Source organism: Croceicoccus bisphenolivorans (assembly GCF_001634625.1).
Classification (GTDB): Bacteria; Pseudomonadota; Alphaproteobacteria; order Sphingomonadales; family Sphingomonadaceae; genus Croceicoccus; species Croceicoccus bisphenolivorans.
The window spans coordinates 1-17,223 of record NZ_LRSE01000026.1 but is presented as its reverse complement, the minus strand read 5'-3'; the positions used below and the strand labels follow the sequence as shown (position 1 = coordinate 17,223).

The 17,223-nt window shown below is 61.1% G+C and carries 15 protein-coding genes; 10 read left to right on the top strand and 5 right to left on the bottom strand.

Annotated features, from left to right (window positions below; translation table 11 throughout):
• Window positions 1-468, top strand: a 468-nt coding sequence (locus A7A77_RS16580; RefSeq protein WP_156500648.1) for a tyrosine-type recombinase/integrase, incomplete at its 5' end; no start/stop codon positions are given.
• A gap of 87 nt (window positions 469-555) precedes the next feature.
• On the opposite strand, the gene A7A77_RS16575 is transcribed toward A7A77_RS16580, so the two are convergent.
• Window positions 556-1,212 (bottom strand): lytic transglycosylase domain-containing protein, encoded by a 657-nt coding sequence (locus A7A77_RS16575; protein WP_066560951.1) that lies wholly within the window; start codon window positions 1,210-1,212, stop codon window positions 556-558.
• Window positions 1,213-1,337: 125 nt separating this feature from the next.
• Here A7A77_RS16575 and A7A77_RS16570 point away from each other — a divergent pair, with 125 nt between their 5' ends.
• The 4 genes from A7A77_RS16570 to A7A77_RS16555 are packed head-to-tail and all read left to right on the top strand — an operon-like array spanning window position 1,338 to window position 7,748.
• On the top strand, window positions 1,338-2,267 hold the full coding sequence (locus tag A7A77_RS16570; protein ID WP_066560942.1) for a DUF7146 domain-containing protein: 930 nt from the start codon (window positions 1,338-1,340) through the stop codon (window positions 2,265-2,267).
• A gap of 41 nt (window positions 2,268-2,308) precedes the next feature.
• On the top strand, window positions 2,309-6,550 hold the full coding sequence (locus A7A77_RS16565; protein WP_066560939.1) for a strawberry notch family protein: 4,242 nt from the start codon (window positions 2,309-2,311) through the stop codon (window positions 6,548-6,550).
• 53 nt (window positions 6,551-6,603) lie between these two features.
• Window positions 6,604-7,017, top strand: coding sequence for an MbcA/ParS/Xre antitoxin family protein (locus A7A77_RS16560; RefSeq protein ID WP_066560936.1), 414 nt, complete (start codon window positions 6,604-6,606; stop codon window positions 7,015-7,017).
• On the top strand, window positions 7,014-7,748 hold the full coding sequence (locus A7A77_RS16555) for an RES family NAD+ phosphorylase (protein WP_066560934.1): 735 nt from the start codon (window positions 7,014-7,016) through the stop codon (window positions 7,746-7,748). The genes A7A77_RS16560 and A7A77_RS16555 overlap by 4 nt, the downstream gene beginning before the upstream one ends.
• 50 nt (window positions 7,749-7,798) lie before the next feature.
• Here A7A77_RS16555 and A7A77_RS16550 read toward each other — a convergent pair whose 3' ends face one another.
• Complete coding sequence (locus A7A77_RS16550) at window positions 7,799-8,311, bottom strand: DUF6933 domain-containing protein (RefSeq protein ID WP_066560931.1); 513 nt, start codon at window positions 8,309-8,311, stop codon at window positions 7,799-7,801.
• Between the two features lie 253 nt (window positions 8,312-8,564).
• On the opposite strand from A7A77_RS16550, the gene A7A77_RS18060 reads away from it, so the two are divergent.
• A complete protein-coding gene (locus A7A77_RS18060) occupies window positions 8,565-9,377 on the top strand; it encodes an ATP-binding protein (RefSeq protein WP_156500647.1) in 813 nt (270 codons plus the stop codon).
• On the opposite strand, the gene A7A77_RS16545 is transcribed toward A7A77_RS18060, so the two are convergent.
• The 3 genes from A7A77_RS16545 to A7A77_RS16535 are packed head-to-tail and all read right to left on the bottom strand — an operon-like array spanning window position 9,324 to window position 11,415.
• On the bottom strand, window positions 9,324-10,517 hold the full coding sequence (locus tag A7A77_RS16545; protein ID WP_066560928.1) for a DUF4417 domain-containing protein: 1,194 nt from the start codon (window positions 10,515-10,517) through the stop codon (window positions 9,324-9,326). The two genes, A7A77_RS18060 and A7A77_RS16545, sit on opposite strands and share 54 nt — an antisense overlap.
• Window positions 10,514-10,864: a hypothetical protein gene (locus tag A7A77_RS16540; protein ID WP_030540636.1), complete on the bottom strand. Its 351-nt coding sequence runs from the start codon at window positions 10,862-10,864 to the stop codon at window positions 10,514-10,516. The genes A7A77_RS16545 and A7A77_RS16540 overlap by 4 nt, the downstream gene beginning before the upstream one ends.
• Complete coding sequence (locus A7A77_RS16535; RefSeq protein ID WP_082836214.1) at window positions 10,864-11,415, bottom strand: hypothetical protein; 552 nt, start codon at window positions 11,413-11,415, stop codon at window positions 10,864-10,866. Before A7A77_RS16535 ends, A7A77_RS16540 begins: the two co-directional genes overlap by 1 nt.
• A 462-nt stretch (window positions 11,416-11,877) precedes the next feature.
• Between A7A77_RS16535 and qatA the strand changes: the two genes are divergently transcribed.
• The 4 genes from qatA (at window position 11,878) to qatD (ending at window position 16,833) form a co-directional block, all read left to right on the top strand.
• Window positions 11,878-13,857, top strand: coding sequence for a Qat anti-phage system ATPase QatA (qatA, locus tag A7A77_RS16530; RefSeq protein ID WP_066560925.1), 1,980 nt, complete (start codon window positions 11,878-11,880; stop codon window positions 13,855-13,857).
• Window positions 13,857-14,726: a Qat anti-phage system associated protein QatB gene (gene qatB / locus A7A77_RS18550; RefSeq protein WP_066560922.1), complete on the top strand. Its 870-nt coding sequence runs from the start codon at window positions 13,857-13,859 to the stop codon at window positions 14,724-14,726. The genes qatA and qatB overlap by 1 nt, the downstream gene beginning before the upstream one ends.
• A gap of 71 nt (window positions 14,727-14,797) precedes the next feature.
• Window positions 14,798-16,072 (top strand): Qat anti-phage system QueC-like protein QatC, encoded by a 1,275-nt coding sequence (qatC, locus tag A7A77_RS16520; protein ID WP_245638528.1) that lies wholly within the window; start codon window positions 14,798-14,800, stop codon window positions 16,070-16,072.
• Window positions 16,069-16,833, top strand: a complete 765-nt coding sequence (qatD, locus tag A7A77_RS16515) for a Qat anti-phage system TatD family nuclease QatD (RefSeq protein WP_066560914.1) — start codon at window positions 16,069-16,071, stop codon at window positions 16,831-16,833. The genes qatC and qatD overlap by 4 nt, the downstream gene beginning before the upstream one ends.
• Window positions 16,834-17,223 lie beyond the last annotated feature (390 nt).

Sequence of the window (17,223 nt, the reverse complement as noted above, 5' to 3'; positions counted from 1 at the left end):
CCGTGGTCTAATTTTGCACCGCCGTTCTCAGTGGTGCCAATATCCGCCCAGGCTCTTGCAGTGATCACCGAGATATTCCGGGCTGCTGGGATTGACCCCGATGACGCTCACAAGCAATCCCAGATCCTGTTGGCTTCGAAGGTCACCAATACGAACAGTGTCAGCGGACTATCCAAGGCCTGGAAACGGATCAGAGCAAGCGTGGACGAGAAGCTCGGCTACGAGGCCGGACACTTCACAATGCATGATATTCGACGGACGGTGGCGACCGGACTCCAGCGTCTTGGCATACCGTTGGTGGTTTCTGAGGCGGTCCTCAATCACCAGTCAGGATCAGCTATGGCTGGCGTCGCTGGGGTCTATCACCGTCACCAGTATACCAACGAGAAACGGGAGGCGTTGGCGCTGTGGGGTAAGGAGGTAATGCAGATTGCAGCCAAGTACCCAGTCGAAGTCAAAGACGGCTAATCTCACTGGGGTTCGCAACCGCTACATATCCGCCCAGCTAGAAACGGCAGGATGATGGGCCTTGCTCTGGCCATCGTGGGTCGATCTTTAGAAACGCCATTGTCGAAGCACCTCTCGAACATATCCGGGCGTCTCGCCATTCCGGGGAATGCCGCCTGCGCGTTCCACAGCGCCGGGACCCGCATTGTAGGCAGCCACCGCGAGGTGAACCACGCCGAACCTGTCGAGCATCTGCCGCAGATACCGCGCCGCGCCGAAGATGTTGGCCATAGGATCGAAGCGATTGAAGACCCCGAGTTCTTTAGCCGTGGCTGGCATCAGCTGTCCAAGACCTGCTGCGCCTGCAGGGCTGACGGCAAAGGGGTTGTATCGAGATTCTGTCCATACGAGCGCATCGAGCAGGCCCGCGGGCAATGAGTACTTCGCTTCCGCCGCATAGATGTGGGGAAGGTAGCTTGCTCGCCTGAAGCCGGACGGGCCACGTGCGGCCTTGGGTTCGTATCTGTAAGGCAGGTTCACCCGGCCATTTTGTGGAACAGTAAGACCAGATGCTGGGCCGGCCTGACGGGATGACCATAGCCCATGCTCGACCAGCTGGAAGCCGTTCGATGTTTCAGCAATCCGGATGCCTTCGGAGTGACTGACGGCGGCTGCGATTGTGGCTGGCGCGGACAAATCCTGGGCTCTGGCGGAGGTAGCAGAGGTGATCGCGAAGCCTGCGACCAAGATAGCTTTCATTGTCATTTCTCGATCCCTGTATAGCCGAATCGAGTGAGAACATATAAAGAACATATGAAGTAGGAAAATGGTTTGGCGCTGGTGCAGAGCGGAGGCTGCGCGGGGAGGGCACCTCAATCGGGAGAAGGTCGATGCCCACGTTAGACAATGCTCATCAACTCGAACGCCGCGCCCGCACCATCGTCGAAAGCCTTCAGGGGACATGGAGTCGGGGCAAGGGCATGTGCTGCTGCCCGGCGCATGATGACCGAACTCCTTCACTAAGCGTGACGCTGGGAAGAAAGGCGATCTTGTTTCATTGCTTCGCGGGATGCCTGAATGAGGACGTCATTGCGGCGTTGGATCGCCAAGGTTTTCGCAGCCGCGACCTGTTCAATGGCTCAGACGTCAGGTCCATCGAACGGCAAACTCATGGCGACTTCAGTCCCAATGCGCGGCGCTTGTGGCAATCGGGGACGGCGATCTCCGACGGCCCTGCCGCACAATACCTTGCGCAGCGCGGACTTCTGCCCGCATCCGATCAACTCCGATACCTGGCGCGTACGCCGCTCGGGCCGCGCGGCGCTGTCCAATTTCTGCCCGCGATGCTGGCCGCAGTAACGTCCGACATTGGCATAATCGCGGTACACCGAACGTTTCTCAACGTGGAGAGCGGCAAGCTTGCCGCTTTCGACCGGCCCAAGCGTGCGCTTGGCTCCCTTGGTTTTGGTTCCGTCAGGCTGGCGCCGCCGGTGCAAGGGCGTCTTGGACTTGCCGAAGGGATCGAGAGCGCACTTTCAGCAATGCAGCTGTTCGGGATTTCTTGCTGGGCAACGCTCGGGAACGAGCGCTTCGGACTTGTTGCGATCCCGGAGGGCGTGCGCGAGCTCCATCTGTTCATCGACAATGATGCCGGTGGCGCTCTCGCCGAGAAGCGAGCTTTGAAGGCCTACGCCGCGCCTCATCGTGTCATCCACTCACGAGCACCGGCCTCGTCCGGTTTTGACTGGAACGATGAGCTGAAGTCCCGGCTTGCCCGAAAACCTGAGCCGTTGGGCAGAGGGGAGGGGGCCTTTGGCTGATTGAGGCCTGCCCGCTGCAGGACCTCGTCAGGAGGTTTCCCATGTCCAACTCTTCCCTCGCTTTCGCATTCGATCCACCATCTCCGCCGCTTGTCATGACGGCAGCCAAAGCAATGGCGGTACAATTGGCAGCAGGCAGCGCGCTTTCGCGCAGCGACATCAACCGCACGATGACGGACCACTTCGGCGGAACCGATGCACTCGGGGCATGGTCAGTCCGTGATGCTCACGCTGCGCTCGAGCTGGCGCAGGTTCAACACCTGCAAGCATCAGATCAAATCCAGCTCTCGAGCCCGATCGACGAGGCGGATCAGTTCTTCTGCTGCCTTGATGACCGAATTCCGACCCAAACCAATCGCAGCGACGAGCAGATCGAATGGCAGCAATTCGCAACGCCGCCGCGCCTTGCCTGGCTTGCTGCTCGGGCCTGCGCGCTGGCCACTGGCGAACTTGTGCTCGAACCATCGGCCGGAACGGGGATGCTCGCGGTCTGGGCCGCCAAGGCCAGCTCGCGCCTTGCCCTCAACGAAATCTCGCCGCTTCGCCGCGACTGCCTGAGCGCCTTGTTCCCTGCGGCCCGAGTGACCGGCTATGACGCTGAGCTGATCGACGAACTGCTCGATCCAGCCATCATCCCGAGCGTCGTGCTGATGAACCCTCCCTATTCCCACGGCATTGAGCGAGGGCACGATAGTCGCACTGGCTCGCGCCATCTGCGGTCGGCCTGGAACCGTCTGGCGTCCGGGGGGCGGCTTGTCGCGATCATGCCTGAATGGTTCGACTGTGCGAAGTTCTTGGCGGGGTTGAAGGGACCGATCTCGCTGCGGCTCATTGCCGCCGTCGAACGCGCGTTCGTCAGACAGGGCACCGGCATCACCACGCGGCTGTTGGTCTTCGACAAGGTGGAAGGCTCCCATGAGCCTGTCGCTATCCGCACAAACGACTTTCGCCAGCTGGTCGATCTTGTCGATGCTTTGCCGGCTCGCGCCAGCTTGGAGGCTGTTACTGAGCAATCGAGCCTTCCGGCTCGTGCGCCGTTTCGCCTTGTGGCGGTGCCGCGCAGGCCGTTGCCGACACCAGCCAGGATCACGCCTCCAGCCTCCGCCATCGGGTCGCTCACCTACCAGTCGCTCGAAACTCCTGCGCGGCTTGCCCCTCAGGTTGGCCACTATCTGCCCTATCGCCCGAGCAGGATTGTGATCGATGGCGCGGCCGAGCATCCGACGCCGCTCGTCGAATCTGTTGCCATGGGGTCGATCGCCGCACCGATGCCCGAAGCAGTGCCGCAGCTTCCCAACGGTCTGGTTGCCAAAGGGCTGCTTTCGGCTGCCCAAGCAGAGACTCTGATCTACGCGGCAAGCGCCCATGTGCGCGATCTTCCCGGCCGGTTAGAGCCCGAGGACAAGGGTTGTTCGCTCAAGGCATCTGCGGAAGGCCAGACCTACCGGCAGGGCTATTTTCTTGGTGATGGAACGGGTGCCGGCAAGGGCCGACAGGTTGCGAGCGTCATCCTCGATCGCTGGGTGCGCGGGGAGCGACGCCATATCTGGGTTTCGAAGAACGAGGCACTACTGGAAGATGCTCGGCGCGACTGGGCTGCGCTTGGCGGCCTGCCCATCGACATCCAGCCGCTGGCGTCCTGGAAGCTGGGCACCCCGATCGCGATGCGCGAGGGCATTCTCTTCGTGACCTACCCGACCCTGCGGTCAGGTCGAAACGATGCGACCCGCCTCGACCAGATCCTCGCTTGGGCGGGTGATGACTTCGAGGGCGTGATCGTGTTCGACGAGGCGCACGCCATGGCCAATGCTGCTGGCGGCGAAGGATCGCGGGGCAAGGTCAAGGGATCGGAGCAAGGCATTGCCGGGGTGCGTCTGCAGAACCTCCTGCCCCGGGCAAGGGTGCTCTACGCTTCGGCCACCGGAGCGTCCGACGTGAACAACCTCGCCTATGCGACGCGCCTCGGGCTCTGGGGGCCGGAGACCGCCTTCGCCAATCGCGAGGCTTTCGTTGCCGACATTCGCGATGGCGGAATTGCAGCAATGGAACTGGTCGCGCGGGATCTCAAATCACTCGGCCTCTACACGGCCCGGGCCCTTTCGTTCGCCGGTGTCGAATATGAAATCCTCGAACATTGCCTGACCGAGGATCAGATCACGGTCTACGATGCCTATGCCGAAGCCTGGGCGATCATCCACGCCAACCTGCGCGAAGCGTTGGAAGCCACGCGGATCGTCGACAGCGAGACCGGGGGCACGCTCAACTCGGGTGCCAAGTCTGCAGCGCTGTCGATTTTCGAGGGAACCAAGCAGCGCTTCTTCGCGCAGCTGCTTCTGTCGATGAAGCTCCCCAGCCTGCTGCCGGCGATCGATACGGCGATTGCCGACGGTCACGCTGTTGTCGTCCAGCTCGTCTCTACGGCAGAGGCCATGCTCGATCGGCGACTTGCCGACCTGTCTCACGAGGAACGCGAAGCTCTCGAGATCGACCTCTCCCCGCGGGAATACGTGATCGACTATCTCGCCAAGAGCTTTCCCGTCCGCCTGATGGCGGTGTTCACAGACGAAAACGGCAACCCTCGGTCCGAGCCGATGAGTGACGAGCAAGGCGCACCTGTGCTTTGCCGCTCCGCGCTTGCCGCGCGCGACCGGATGATCGAGCAGCTCTGCGCCCTGCCGCCGATTGCTACTGCGCTCGATGCCATCATTGAGCGCTTCGGCGTTGACAAAGTGGCGGAAGTCACCGGTCGCACACGTCGGCTCATCGTCGGCCGCGATGGTCGCCAGAAACTCCAATCCCGCTCGCCGCGAGCCAATGTGGCCGAAACCCAGGCATTCATGGACGGTGCCAAGCGCATCCTGGTGTTCTCCGATGCCGGGGGAACCGGGCGCAGCTACCATGCCGATCTGGCCGCGAAGAACCAGGCTCGCCGCGTCCACTTCCTGCTCGAGCCGGGGTGGCGGGCTGACGCCGCAATCCAAGGCTTGGGACGGACCAATCGCACCAATCAAGCATCGGCCCCGCTGTTCAGGCCCGTGACGACAGATGTGCGCGGCGAGCGCCGCTTCATCTCGACGATCGCTCGGCGCCTCGACAGCCTCGGCGCTCTGACCCGCGGACAGCGCCAGACCGGTGGCCAGAACCTGTTCGATCCCGCCGACAATCTCGAAAGCATCTACGCCAAGGAGGCGCTCCATCGCTGGTTCGGCCTGTTGTTCACCGGCAAGCTCGAAGCGGTCAGCCTCGGGCGCTTCCAGGAGCTGACAGGCCTGCGGATCGAGGCGCCTGACGGGTCGATGATCGATGACCTGCCGTCGATCCAGCGGTGGCTCAATCGCATCCTGGCGCTTCCCATTGCCCTGCAGAACGCGATCTTCGATGAGTTCATGGGACTGGTCGAAGCGCGCATCGATGCCGCCCGGCAGGCTGGCACGCTTGATCTCGGCCTGGAGACCATCGCGGTTGAGGACTTCACGGTCCTGTCCGACACGCTGCTGCGCACCGATCCGGCATCGGGCGCGACCACCCATCTGCTGGAACTGGAAATCGCCAGAGCCTTGAAGCCGCTCACGTTGAAGCGGCTCGAGGAGATCCACGGCCTCACTGGGCAGCGGCAGCGACCGGTTCGGAATGCCCGCTCTGGTCGGGTCGCCCTGCTGGTCCCCGCTCGCAGTATTCTTGCCGATGACGGCACGCGCGTGACCCGCTTCGAACTGCTGCGCCCGTTGAAGCGCACTCACATCACCGAGGACCAGCTCGCTGAGAGCAGCTGGGAGGCAATTTCCGTCGACGCTTTCCGCGAAGCTTGGGCGGCCGAAGTTGAGGAAGCGCGGACCAGCCATAAGCGCGAGCGCCTCTATCTTGCGGCGGGCCTTCTGCTGCCGGTCTGGGACAAGCTGCCTTCGGACTTCGTTAGGGTGAGCCGCATCTCGGCGGCGGATGGCCGGTCGCTCCTTGGCCGGGAGGTTCCTCTCCATTGTGTTCCGGACCTGTGCCGGACGCTGGGTCTGGAACGCGAGCAAACGCTTTCCGCCGACGACATCGTCCAGACCGTCCTGGCGACGGGCCGAGCCATGGAATTCGCGGGACGCGAGCAGCTCATGGTCAAACGCAGCCTGGTCAATGGCTCACAGCGAATTGAGCTTACGGGATGGAGTGCTGGTCGGCTCGACTGGTACAAAGCCCAAGGCTGCTTTACCGAGATCATCCGCTATCAGACCCGGCTCTTCGTGCCGATCGAGGGCGCGGGGAGCGTGATTGCTAGATTGGCATCATCGGCATAGTTCCTTGCCAAATGGCATTATTCACGGTATATGATGCCATATGGAGAATTCCCATGCTGGCTCTGCAACCCGTTGATACTGCCGTTACCGCCTTCCGGCCCGATCCAATTACCCAGGACGAGGCAGCTGCCATGTTCCGAGCAGCCATCAACCTGTTCGCCAAATGGGAACTGACCGACGAGCAGGCGGCAACGCTGCTCGACATGCCGGTGCGCTCCTATCGCCGATGGAAGGCGGAAGGCCCCGGGCGCATCTCGCGCGATGGGCGCGCGCGTCTTTCCAACCTCATGGGGATCCACAAGGCGCTTCGCATCATCTTCTCGGAGGCGACCCGCGGGTACACTTGGATCAAGGCAGCGAATGAAGCGTTTGGCGGAGCCAGTGCGCTCGACGTGATGCTGGGAGGCGAGCTTACCGACATCATGCGGGTGCGTCGCTACGTCGACGCCGAGCGCGGTGGCTGGTGACCGAAACAGCAGAAATCCCCGTTTCTAGAGTTGAGTGGAAGGGCGCTGTCAGGCTCATCCGCAGCGTCTTTCCGCCGATCGACCTGTTCGAGGACGTCGCCGATCCCGCGGACTGGCCGCTGCTGATCTCGGCCGAGCAGAAGACCAATCCACGCATTATGGCGACGATTGGCAATCTCGACCTGGTACCGATCAACCGACGCGTCGGCGGAAACGGAGCCTCCTACCTCATGGCGCCGTTCACCCATGTCAGCATTGACCGGCCAAGCCGATTTACCGACGGAAGTTATGGCGTGCTCTATGTCGGCGACCGGTTTGAGACCGCGCTGTTCGAGACGATCCACCACCATGCGCGGTTCATGGCACGAACCAAGGAAGCGCCTGGTTGGACCTCGCAGTTCCGGGAGATCGTCATGACGGTCGATGCAGGCCTGCATGATCTCCGGCCTCAGGCGGGGGAGCCGGTTCCGGCGCTCGATCCCGACAACTATGCAGCATCTCAGGCGCTCGCGCAGTCCCTCAGGACAGCAGGATCGGACGGGATTGCCTACCCGAGCACCCGGCATACGGGTGGGGAATGCGTCGCGCTCTTCTACCCAGACTGCGCATCAAATCCCTTGCAGAGGCGTCATCTCGACTATCACTGGGATGGCCAGCGCGTTGACCTTGTCCGTGATGCCGGATCAGGGGCTGTTTTCCGCATCGTCGATTTGCCCCCCGATCCTGACTGATCGCATGAGTTGGGCTGTAGGATGTCCGAGAAAAGCTCCGGCCAGCGGACTCAAGTCTGCGCACGAGCCTTCACGATCTCATGCAGGGCTTTGTCCGGCGAAACTGGGCCCTTGTACAGCGGGCTACACGGTGTCTCCGCTAGCTTGGCGGAAATCGCCAAAAGGTCGTCATCATCACCCTTTTCATAGGCATAAGCGGCCAGCCAGAATTCGGCCTGTTTGACGAATTCATTGAGGATGCCCAGAACGCTCCGGTTTGCAGTCTTTGCGTACTGGACCTTGTCCATCCGCCAGATTTCTTGCGCGATGAATTCGGGCGGCACTCCGTGCTCTTTCAAGACGAGCGCTAGCTGGCCAGGGAACCGTCGAGCGAGCGTGGCCGTCGGGGCCAGGGGCATGAGCACGGGAAGTAGCGTGCGCTCAGAAACCATCAAAGCGACTTGCGGCTTCCAGAACAGGACGGTGGCATACCAGTTGCCCAGCGCGGTGTCGCTTTGTCCGGGCTGAGCGATCTCTGGTTTGATCCGATCTAGCAGTTTCTTGGTGCAGTGGAGATGGAACATGGCCGTTTGGAATAGAGCTCGCTGTCAAGGGTGTCCACTGACGCTACGGGCATCGCCGCTGGGATAACGAGAACTGCCGCGCGCAGCTTTGAAGACAGGCGCGTTATGAGGAGTTTCGGAGCAAACAAGCCTGAAGACATTGTGACCAACGTCGCCGGACACATCGCTGGCGAGGCGAGCCCGATCATGATCCTCGAGCTGCGTTCAACTCAAAGATTTGTAGGCGTGAGCCAAGTCCTTGTGGTACTCAGCAATGATGCACACGTTGCAGGCGCAGTTCTCGGACGTAGACGATCTTCTCAGAGAAGCGATACGTGGTCATTTGCAGGGCCACGGTTCGTTTGTGATCGAAAACTCAGGGCGTATTGGGCCACTTGTCGAGTTACTGGCCGCCGCTCAGCAATTTCCGAACGAATATGCATCCGTTTCCTTCGCAGGGTCGTTCGCCCCGAAAGTTCGCGATGCTTGGGCAACAGGCCAGCCGTTCGGCGGGGGCTTCAGCGACCGAGCCGGAGCGTTTCCTCTGCCGTTAGAGAACCCTGTAGAGACCCGAGATCCGGTATGGGAGCAATGGCTCCTCCATGCAGAAAATGTCGCCAAAAACAGAGGCTTTCCTAGTGGGCTCGTTGCATCGCTAGTAGGTGCATTGGGTGAGATGCAGGACAATGTCTATGAGCATAGTGGCGCTGCCCAAACGGGGCTGGTCGCCTATGCAGTTACGGATCGGACTTTCGAGTTTGTGGTGGCTGATCGTGGCATAGGCGTTCTTGAGACGCTGCGGCAGAACCCAGAATACGCCCACCTCCCTGATGCCGGGGCGGCGCTTACGGAGGCAATCAGGCCAGGGGTATCGCGCTTCCCCGCTTCGAGCGGACGGGGTCAGGGATTCATTCAGCTTTGCAAATCAATGGTAACAGACCGGGTCGAGCTTCGCTTCCGCTCCGGTGATCATGCCCTCACGTTATGCCCAACCAATGACCCCCTGAACGGGCATCAGCGGCTCAGTCATACCTCAGCCCTCGCGGGCCTGACGATCAGCGCGATATGGCGTGCGGAGACCCCGTGAAGTGACGTTGCTCCGCCGCTCTGCGTGGGTGCGCTCCAAGATGATATGGTGGCTGTGAAGCGCTGCGACGTTTTGTTGCAGCAAGGCGTCGATTGGTGCGCCACGCGGCGTTGGATGCTTGCGCCACACCAACTTTCCATCGTGCCGGAATTGCGCTTCTTGGCGGCAGCGGGTCTTGGTGAAGGCATCGGTATCGATCATCGTCACCGCCGCAAAGGCTGCGCGCAGCGGTTCCAGTGCCCGGATACCGCCACGAACCACCAAGCCCAGCGGCTGGGGCACGCGCGCAGCAAGCGCGGTCAGCTGCGCCACATGCCAATCCAGCCGTTCGCCACGGCCCGTGCCCGTCGCGAACTCGAAGGCCAGGCATTGAATCTCCGGGCGTTCGGCGATCAGCTCAGCCCAGCGCTCGTAGTCCCGTTCGGTACGCGCGTTGACATGCAGCGCGGTCGGAAGACCAACCTGCATCATCTCAACCGCCGCCAGCAAGATGCGCTTCATGGCATGCATATTGTCGGTGCGGGGCACATCGGTCAGGACGCTGTAATTGGGGGGCGTGATCAGCGCGATGTCGAGGGCTGCCAACTGCTCCAGCATGGCATCCCTGTCTGTCGCTGCCCAGTAGCGTTCGATCCTGCGGTCGCGTGCTACCCCTGAAATCACCAGTCGGGCGTTCGGATCGATACCGAATTTCTGACTCAATGCGGCCCTGTTGGGATAGCGCAGCGTGTCCGTGTCGATGTCCAAAAGCGCATAGAGCGGCAGCGCCACAATCGGGGAGTTGAGCGTGCCGACGCGCGCCGTGGCGTGCTCGATCAATGGAACCATCGGCGGCAACGCTTCGATGGGGACGATTGGAGCGCGGGGCGCGTTCTTGAGTTCCAATCCATTGACCTCTCGAAGGCGTTCCACAAACTGCTTGGGGTTGCCCCGGCAAACCAAATCGCACGCTTCCTTGTCTTTGCAGCGGCAATAGTCGCCACAGTCGAAGAAGCTGGCGCTGTTATGCGCACCGCCACAGATGGGACGATCAACGCAGCTCACGCAGCCCAGCGAACAAGGCATGGTGGCAGCATCGTCCCACAGGCGCTGCGAGTTGCGCACGATGCGGTGCATCGAATGGTTGTTGGCATTCTTCATTGCAAACGAAGCTCCACGCTGTTGCCGAACAGGCTAACGCGCTCGACGATTCCGAGTGCGACGCCGCCGCAGTCGGTAATGGTGGTGCGCATGTCGGACGGCAGGCCGTTGACGGCACCGATGCGGCTTTGCCCCCGGCACACCATGGCGTTGCCGGACCCACACTGCACGACCAGCTCGTCGCCCGCCCGAACGCTCATGCCGGGGTCGATATCTGCCGTAATGGTCCGCTGCTGTGACCCGAAGCGGACATCGAACAGGCCAGGCTGCTTGAGGCGGTCCACCCCCTTGTTCCAGCGCTTGCGCCAAGGCTGGCCGGATTGTTCACGAATGAAATCAGCACCCATTACACGGCCTCCATAACGGGGCTGAAGAGTTTGGTTTTGCCATGCCGCACTTCTTTCAGCATGCCCTTGGCGGACAACGTCGCCAGCCGGTTGTTCCAGGCGGTCGTGCCGATCTTGTCATCGGGGCGGAGCTTGGCCAGCTCCGGCGCGGAAATCGGATGATGCTGGGCAATCAGGTGGATGGTGCTCAACTGCCCCGCGTCGAGTTCCCCAAGAATGTGCGGGTCAGTGGCTGCGCCGTCGGCGCTGAGAGCACATGCCCAAATGGCGTCGTTGCGGCCCCGAAGGTAGGTCGCCAGTTCTTCCTCAATGGTCGGATTGGCATTGGCGACCACCGGATAGATCATGCCAGCCGCGTTGCGGCAGAAATCGCGAAAGCCCATAACGGCTTCGCGAAGGAACGAACCCGTCGCGATGTCCACTTCCGCGAAATCGAGGAAGGCAAGGGTCGGCTCGGCCACCGGCTTCGTCTTCGCAATCAACTGCGCAAGCATCTGCCGTCCCATGGCGCTACCGGCCAGCGTTGCGCTGCCGGTTGGGTTGGTCAGCATCGGGTATTGAATCATTTCACAGTCCTCACTCATACAAGTGAGATAGGTGAGGGCGGGCGGTTCGTCAAGGTTCGTGGGTCAAGCTTCGCCGATGTTGACGACAATCCGGGTAACCGCTGACATACCGGACGTTCAGCGCGCCAGTTTGGCGCGGCAGAACCGGTTTTTCGCCCATTGTTGCCGATAGAGCGTATCAATGACGGGGCCGGGGACATAGCCGTCGCCCCCAAGGCTCAGTTGAAAGAGGGATTACGGCGAGAGCCGGTGTACCGCCCTTACGCGAGTGTCATCAACAGTCGACTGAGGTTGAAGCAGATGCGAAGTGTTGCGGCAGGATAACGCATAGTGATGTCGCCAGACCATTGAGCGCTCGGCTATGAAGCGAGCGAGAGGGCTTGTGCATGATTGTTTCCAGCTTGACCTATCGATCGGTGCGTCCAAGCATGGTGTTGGGGGTGAAACATGTTTTTGTTCGACAATGAGACCAAGGTCGATTTGCTCAATAGTGAGCCGATCGCCGCGTCGATCGTGGCACTGCTGCGAGATAATCCATCTAAACCGATTACGATTGGCGTGCACGGCGATTGGGGCGCCGGGAAATCAAGCATTCTCGAGATGATCGAGAATCAGTTCGATAGCCTTGAGAATTCGGTCTGCCTGAAATTTAACGGCTGGCGGTTCCAAGGCTTCGAAGACGCCAAGATCGCTTTGATAGAGGGAATCGTTTCCGCGCTGGTAGAAAAGCGCCCGATGCTCACCAAGGCCGGCGATGTGGTGAAGGACATCTTTAGCCGTATCGATTGGCTGAAAGTCGCAAAGCACGCCGGCGGGCTCGCGTTGACCGCGACGACTGGTATGCCCTCTCCGGATCTAGTGGCTGGCCTCGTTGGCAAGCTCAACGAACTCGCCGCCGATCCCGCTAAACTTGCTACGAAGGCGAACCTTGACGCCGCGGCGGAAGGTGCGAAAGGCCTACTGAAGCCCTCTTCGAAGAAAGTGCCGGAAGAGATTCAAGCTTTCCGGAAGGCGTTCGACGAGCTCTTGCAGAAAGCCGGGGTCGATCAATTAGTCGTGCTGATCGATGATCTGGACCGGTGCCTTCCTGACACTGCGATCGAGACGCTCGAAGCCGTACGGCTATTCCTCTTCACCGATAACACAGCTTTTGTCGTGGCTGCCGACGAGGCCATGATCGAGTATTCCGTCCGAAAGCACTTCCCCGAACTGCCCGACAGCACCGGTCCGCGCGATTACGCCCGCAATTATCTCGAGAAGCTGATCCAGGTGCCTTTCCGCATTCCGGCGCTCGGCGACGTTGAGACCCGCTCGTACGTAACGTTGCTTCTAGTTGGCGCAGAGCTCGGCGAGGAGCACGTCGGCTTTACGAAGCTGATCGCTGAAGCACGGGTTGCTTTGCGCGAGCCTTGGAAGGGCGGCGGCGTCGACGCGGCGTTATTGCGCGATACCCTCGGCAATCTCGGCGACAAAGCTCAAGCCGTGGTCGCAGCGTTGACCCTAAGCGACCAGATTGGCCCTCTGCTCGCCAAAGGCACATTCGGCAATCCGCGCCAGATCAAACGGTTCCTGAATGCGCTCTTGCTACGCGAACACACTGCTCGCAATCGACATTTCAGCGAAGATTTTAAGCGCACGGTTCTCGCTAAATTGATGCTAGCAGAACGCTTCATTCCGCGTCTGTTCGACCAAGTCGCGAACGACGCTGCTCGGGATCCGGAAGGTTTTTGCAGGCGCTTGGACAGGCTTGAGGCGGGTCCAGCGTCGGAGTCTGACATCGAACTCGCGGCCGAGCCGGCGTCCGACGAAGGCACTGCCCGACGCAAGACGAAACCCGAGACTACACCCGCACCGGCCCCCGCGACCGATCCAATCCTCGAAGAATGGCGGGTCGATGACCGTGTCACGGAATGGGCCAAGCTCGAACCGAAATTGATCGGCGTCGATCTGCGCCCCTATCTGTTCATCGCTCGCGACCGGAAGGATTTCTTCGGCGGCGCCTCTACGCTCGGTCATCTTCAGGGCATCGTGGAAATTCTAATGCTGCCCAAGGTCGCGATCGGCGCGCAGGGGGCTAAGCTCAATGAACTTGTGCCCGCAGAGGCCAGCAAGGTCTTCGAAGGCGTCCGTTCCAGGATCATGTCGAACGAGGATTTCAAGCAGAAGCCGAAGGGCATCGACGGCATCATAGCCCTCGTCACCGCGCATCCCGCGCTCGAACCGAGCCTGCTCGATCTCATAGAGCAGCTGCCTGCTGACCGTTGCGGTCCCTGGCTGGCCTCAGGCTGGAACGCAGCGTTGACTGCGACGCAATCTGGCCAGCGGTTTGCTCTGATCGCGAAGAGGTGGGCCGAGCAGGATGGTAACGCCGCCCTCAAGATGGCGGCGAGCGCTGCTGTGTCGCTCAAGGGTAAGGTGAAGAACTGATGGGTACCTCGACGCCCTTCAGCGGCCCAAAAAGCGGCAACCCACTCGTTCCTGATTTCGTTGATGACGACACCGCTGGCGCAGCTCCACCGACGGCACCGGCACCGCAGGACGGAGATGGAGTTCCGCCCGTCCCGGGTGCGCCAGCGCCACGCCCGGCGCCCATGCCACCGCCAATGCCAGATCGATTTCGAAGTGCCCGCCGGAACTTCACCAAGTTCGCGAGTTCTGGCGGTAGCGATCGCCGAGCACTTGGACGCGCCGTATCCCAATACGTGTCACAGGCCGCGGGAGGCTCGGTTTCTGCCGCTCGGAGGATGGGTTCGTCACGCGGAGCCGCAGCGCGGATAGCCGGGTTCCTCGGCGACGTTGGCTCGCGCGGGCTGCAAGCAGCCCTCGCGACTCTCAACATGGCGGGATTGGCCGGAAGGCCAGCGGCCGAAATCCTGTCGGCACTCGTTGAGCACTTCTGCCCGGAAGGTGGATCGATCGACGAGGGCATCGCACGCGACGCTTTCATGGAGACCGTCATTGATCTGGCCGACGCTGGCGTAACCGACATGGCCAACCTTACGTCTGAACAGATGCGGACCGTGCTCGAACTCTACGTCGCCCACACAATCGAAGATCGGATCTACAACGACGTCGGGATAAAGGGGGTCGAAGTTCCCTCGGACATCAACGCCGCCGAAGCCGTGCGTGACCAACTCCACGATTTCATTCTCGGCGGTGTCGCAGATGCCTTCAGCGAAGCAGCGATCGACTTCGCTGCGATCGATTCAACCGCGCTCGGACAGACAATCGACCGCATCTACCAAGCGGCCTTCGACATTCTCGAGGCGCTCGGCGAAGAGGAGTCTCAGAAGTGACCCGGCACCTTATCGTAGGCCGGCTCGGCCCAAGCGATCGTACGAGGATACCGAAGGCAGCCGACGAGCAGATGACGCAGCTAGCATTCGGCCCTGCCGATGGCCTGGCATTCGGGATAGGCCATGCGCTAGACGATTTGCGAAAGCTTGGCCTCCATCCGAGCGAGATTGGCGCAGACCTCCTAATCCTTGCCGCACATGTTCACGCCGCCGATACGCGGATCTCGCGCGCTAGCGAGGCGCAGGATGGATGGACGCGCGAAATCCGGTTAGTCGTCCCAGTCAGCGATCCAGCCATGTGGCGGACGACCGAGCTGACAGTTAAGCGGGCGCTCGACTTCCTTACGGGCGATCGTTGGCAAATCGGGTTCCGTGCGCGCCCGCGAACCCACCAAGCCCTCGTGGTTGCACCCGACAATAGACTTGGCGGCATCCCATATGACGGCATTAGCCTGTTTTCGGGTGGGCTCGACAGCCTGATCGGTGCGATAGACCGGCTGAGTGCGGGTCACGCGCCGCTGTTTGTCAGCCATGCGGGCGAGAGCGCCGTCAGTTCGTCACAGGAGGCATGCTTTGAGGGGCTCAAGCGGCACTTCAAACGCAACGACCTCGATCGCTTGCGCGTGTGGATGACCTTTGAAAATGGGTTGGTTGAGGACGTCGCGTCGGAGTCGACGACGCGGGGAAGGTCCTTCCTATTTTTCGCGTTGGCCGCCGCTGCCGGTTCCGGACTAGGACGCCAGTTTGAGATACAGGTTCCCGAGAATGGCCTGATCGCGCTCAACGTACCGCTGGATCAGCTCCGCCTTGGCGCCCCTAGCACGCGAACGACCCATCCCTTTCATATCGCTCGTTGGAATGACCTCCTGCGCCAGCTCGGAATTTCGGGCTTTCTGATCAATCCCTACTGGAACAAGACCAAGGGGGAGATGGCGTCCGAGTGCGCGGAGCAGGCGCTGCTGATGAAGCTTGCTGCGAGTTCGCTCTCCTGTTCGTCACCCGCCAAGGCGCGCTGGCTCGGACTGCCGCAGGGGCATTGCGGACACTGCCTTCCGTGCCTGATCCGACGCGCCTCGCTGCTCGGTCGTGATCCGACGCCCTACATTCTCGACGACCTCAAATCCGTCACCCTCGACACGCGGAAGGCAGAGGGGATACAGGTCCGGTCTTTCCAGCTCGCAATCGAGCGCATGCGGCGGAAACCCGATCTTGCAACAACGCTCGTTCATAAACCCGGAAGCCTAGCCGACGTGTCCCACCAGACTGCAGATCTCGCTGACGTCTATCGACGCGGTCTAGCCGAAGTCGGTCGCCTGCTGAAAGGCGTCCGGGCTGCGCCCGGATGACCGCCCTGAACAACGTTGACGGTGCAGCGCTCGTCGATTTTCATTGTCACCTTGATCTGTATCCCGACCATCAGGCCGCTATCGACCAATGCGAGCGCGAAGCCGTCTATACCTTGGCTGTCACGACGACACCGAAGGCCTGGGAGCGGAATCATCAACTGACGTCCACGACGAAGTTCGTCAGGGCAGCGCTCGGACTCCACCCACAGCTTGTGGAATCGCGATCACACGAGCTCGCGCTCTGGAAGGAGTTGGTAGACCAGACGCGGTACGTCGGTGAGGTCGGCCTCGACTCGGGCCCGAGATACTTTCGCTCGCTGGATCTGCAGAAACAGGTGTTCGGCGAAATCCTGGATCGATGCGCTGAACTCGGAGATCGAATCCTGACGGTTCACAGCGTGCGCGCGGTAAAGCTCGTGCTCGACTCGCTCGAGGCTCGCTTTCCCCAGGGACGCGGCAAGGTCGTCATGCACTGGTTTACCGGCACGCTTGCGGAACTGCGACGCGCCGTCGACATGGGGTGCTACTTCTCGGTTAACCTTGCGATGCTCGAAGGACATCGCCGCAGGGCGCTCGCCGCGGCAATACCGCTCGATCGAGTGCTGACTGAAACCGATGGTCCGTTCACACAGATGTTGGGACGCCCCTCCCATCCGGTCGACGTATCTAACACGGTATTGGAACTCGCCGGCATTCACGGGCTCGATGGGCCGGCGATGGCACGGCGTATCACGGGAAACCTAAGGGCGCTGATCGGCTGACTACCACGGCAGGAGTTGCGGTCAGTCTAATTGGCAGCTCTCGTCAAGACCGGACGTCGACCGAAGCCTATGTGAATGACCGACCCCTGATCGTGTGCTTCCATTCTCGGCTCCTACGTATCCGAGTGACGGCTATCCTGTTTCGCGCGTTTCAAGCTGATGTTCTGGACCGCCCAAACTCATATTTATTCATCATTGCACCGGGCTCACCAAAAGATCCGCTGCGACCGCATCAGAGGGGAGTGAGCTTTGGCCTGATTGAGCCAAAATGGGCGTCGATAGTCGATGCACCGGGCTCACAATCAGGAGTGTGTCCCATGATCAAGTCGATCCCGCTGAACAAGCTCGTCCAGTCTCCCCGCTGTCAACGGCGGCGTAAAAGTCGTCCAT

Bases quoted from the DNA above. Each gene is read 5' to 3' on its own strand.
- A7A77_RS16575 (WP_066560951.1), bottom strand. From the start codon at position 1,212: ATGACAATGAAAGCTATCTTGGTCGCAGGCTTCGCGATCACCTCTGCT.
- A7A77_RS16570 (WP_066560942.1), top strand. From the start codon at position 1,338: ATGCCCACGTTAGACAATGCTCATCAACTCGAACGCCGCGCCCGCACC.
- A7A77_RS16565 (WP_066560939.1), top strand. From the start codon at position 2,309: ATGTCCAACTCTTCCCTCGCTTTCGCATTCGATCCACCATCTCCGCCG.
- A7A77_RS16560 (WP_066560936.1), top strand. From the start codon at position 6,604: ATGCTGGCTCTGCAACCCGTTGATACTGCCGTTACCGCCTTCCGGCCC.
- A7A77_RS16550 (WP_066560931.1), bottom strand. From the start codon at position 8,311: ATGTTCCATCTCCACTGCACCAAGAAACTGCTAGATCGGATCAAACCA.
- A7A77_RS18060 (WP_156500647.1), top strand. From the start codon at position 8,565: ATGATGCACACGTTGCAGGCGCAGTTCTCGGACGTAGACGATCTTCTC.
- A7A77_RS16545 (WP_066560928.1), bottom strand. From the start codon at position 10,517: ATGAAGAATGCCAACAACCATTCGATGCACCGCATCGTGCGCAACTCG.
- A7A77_RS16540 (WP_030540636.1), bottom strand. From the start codon at position 10,864: ATGGGTGCTGATTTCATTCGTGAACAATCCGGCCAGCCTTGGCGCAAG.
- A7A77_RS16535 (WP_082836214.1), bottom strand. From the start codon at position 11,415: ATGCTGACCAACCCAACCGGCAGCGCAACGCTGGCCGGTAGCGCCATG.
- qatA (WP_066560925.1), top strand. From the start codon at position 11,878: ATGTTTTTGTTCGACAATGAGACCAAGGTCGATTTGCTCAATAGTGAG.
- qatB (WP_066560922.1), top strand. From the start codon at position 13,857: ATGGGTACCTCGACGCCCTTCAGCGGCCCAAAAAGCGGCAACCCACTC.
- qatC (WP_245638528.1), top strand. From the start codon at position 14,798: ATGACGCAGCTAGCATTCGGCCCTGCCGATGGCCTGGCATTCGGGATA.
- qatD (WP_066560914.1), top strand. From the start codon at position 16,069: ATGACCGCCCTGAACAACGTTGACGGTGCAGCGCTCGTCGATTTTCAT.